Source organism: Neobacillus drentensis (genome assembly GCF_036962765.1).
In the GTDB taxonomy this organism is placed as follows: domain Bacteria; phylum Bacillota; class Bacilli; order Bacillales; family Cytobacillaceae; genus Neobacillus; species Neobacillus drentensis_C.
In genome coordinates this window covers 1-1,662 of record NZ_JBALOS010000356.1, presented here as the reverse complement: position 1 = coordinate 1,662, position 1,662 = coordinate 1, and the positions used below count along the sequence as shown (strand labels likewise).

The window sequence follows — 1,662 nt, the reverse complement described above, 5'->3', positions numbered from 1 at the left end:
ACTATTATCTAACATAATTGCAGACTTAACATCATACCTAGGAGGATACAACAGATGATTGAAATCAAAGTACCAGAACTGGCAGAATCCATTACAGAAGGAACCATTGCACAATGGCTCATTAATATTGGTGATAGAGTAAACAAAGGAGATAGTGTGGTTGAGCTGGAAACAGATAAAGTTAATATAGAATTAAATGCCGAATACTCAGGCGTAGTCACAAAGGTATTAAAAGAGCCTGGCGATATCGTCGAAGTAGGCGATGTAATTGCAATTATCGAAGAGAATACGACTGCTGTAGCCACTCCGGATTTTCCAGCAGCACCGGAAAAAAAGGCAGAAGTAGAAACCATAAATCAACAGAGTATCCAATCTGAACCAGAACTTCCAAAAGCCACAAGCCCTATTGCTTCACCAGCGGCAAGAAAATTGGCAAGAGAGCTAGGAATTGATTTAAACCAAGTAAGCAGCCGTGATCCACTTGGCAGAATTAGACCAGATGATGTAAAAGCATATACACCTACACCTGCGGTAAAAGAAGAACCAAAGTTGGAAAAGTCCAGCCCAAAACCGGCTGTACAACAAATAGATGAAGAGTTTGACAAACCAGTAGAACGGGTGAAAATGTCCCGCCGGCGTCAAACCATTGCTAAACGACTAGTAGAAGTCCAGCATACAGCGGCGATGTTAACCACATTTAACGAAGTCGATATGTCGGCTGTTATGGATTTACGCAATAAACGGAAAGATGCCTTTTATGAAAAACATGGTGTTCGTCTTGGGTTCATGTCTTTCTTTACAAAAGCCGTAGTCTCAGCTTTAAAGCAATTCCCGCTTTTAAATGCTGAAATTCAAGGTGATGAATTGATTATCAAGAAGTTTTATGACATCGGTATTGCCGTTGCAGCACCAGAGGGGTTGGTTGTACCGGTTGTACGCGGTGCGAACCAGAAAAACTTTGCCGAAATTGAACAAGATATCAGTAATCTTGGTAAAAAAGCTCGTGATAATGCCCTTACTTTAAATGATTTGCAGGGTGGAACATTTACGATAACAAACGGTGGCGTTTTCGGTTCGTTAATGTCAACACCGATCTTGAATAGCCCGCAAGTGGGGATTCTCGGTATGCATAAAATCCAAACAAGACCAATTGCGATTGATAGTGAACGAATGGAAAACCGCCCGATGATGTACATTGCCCTTTCTTACGATCATCGAATTGTGGACGGAAAAGAGGCCGTTAGCTTCCTAGCTACCGTAAAAGAATTATTAGAAGATCCACAATCGTTATTATTAGAAGGGTAAGAGTTCATAGGATTTCAAATATATTGTTTCATAAATAAGAAACAGACCTTTTAGGTCTGTTTTTGTTTGTTTTATCAGAAATATACAGATTGGGCTGGTATGAAGATCACCTATTAGAATCCTAGGGGAATAAATAGTTGGTTCATCCAGAACACACTGAGATTTTTAACAATCAACTGTTCACCATAGCTAATGTTTAAATCATCTGTAGAAAACCGAACCATTATTGACCTCGTTTTATACAAGAGTAAGTAATAACAAGTCATTGATAATGATTGTCATTTTCAAAAATAACTATATTCGGTTGATTTAGTTGTTGTCAATAACTATTTTTTTAGTTTTTTAGAGGATCCATGT

General features: G+C 38.7%; 1 protein-coding gene. It reads left to right on the top strand.

The window, feature by feature from the left end; all coding sequences use genetic code 11:
- Positions 1-54 precede the first annotated feature (54 nt).
- On the top strand, positions 55-1,305 hold the full coding sequence (gene odhB, locus V7137_RS29285; RefSeq protein WP_335701322.1) for a 2-oxoglutarate dehydrogenase complex dihydrolipoyllysine-residue succinyltransferase: 1,251 nt from the start codon (positions 55-57) through the stop codon (positions 1,303-1,305).
- The last annotated feature ends 357 nt before the right edge of the window (positions 1,306-1,662 follow it).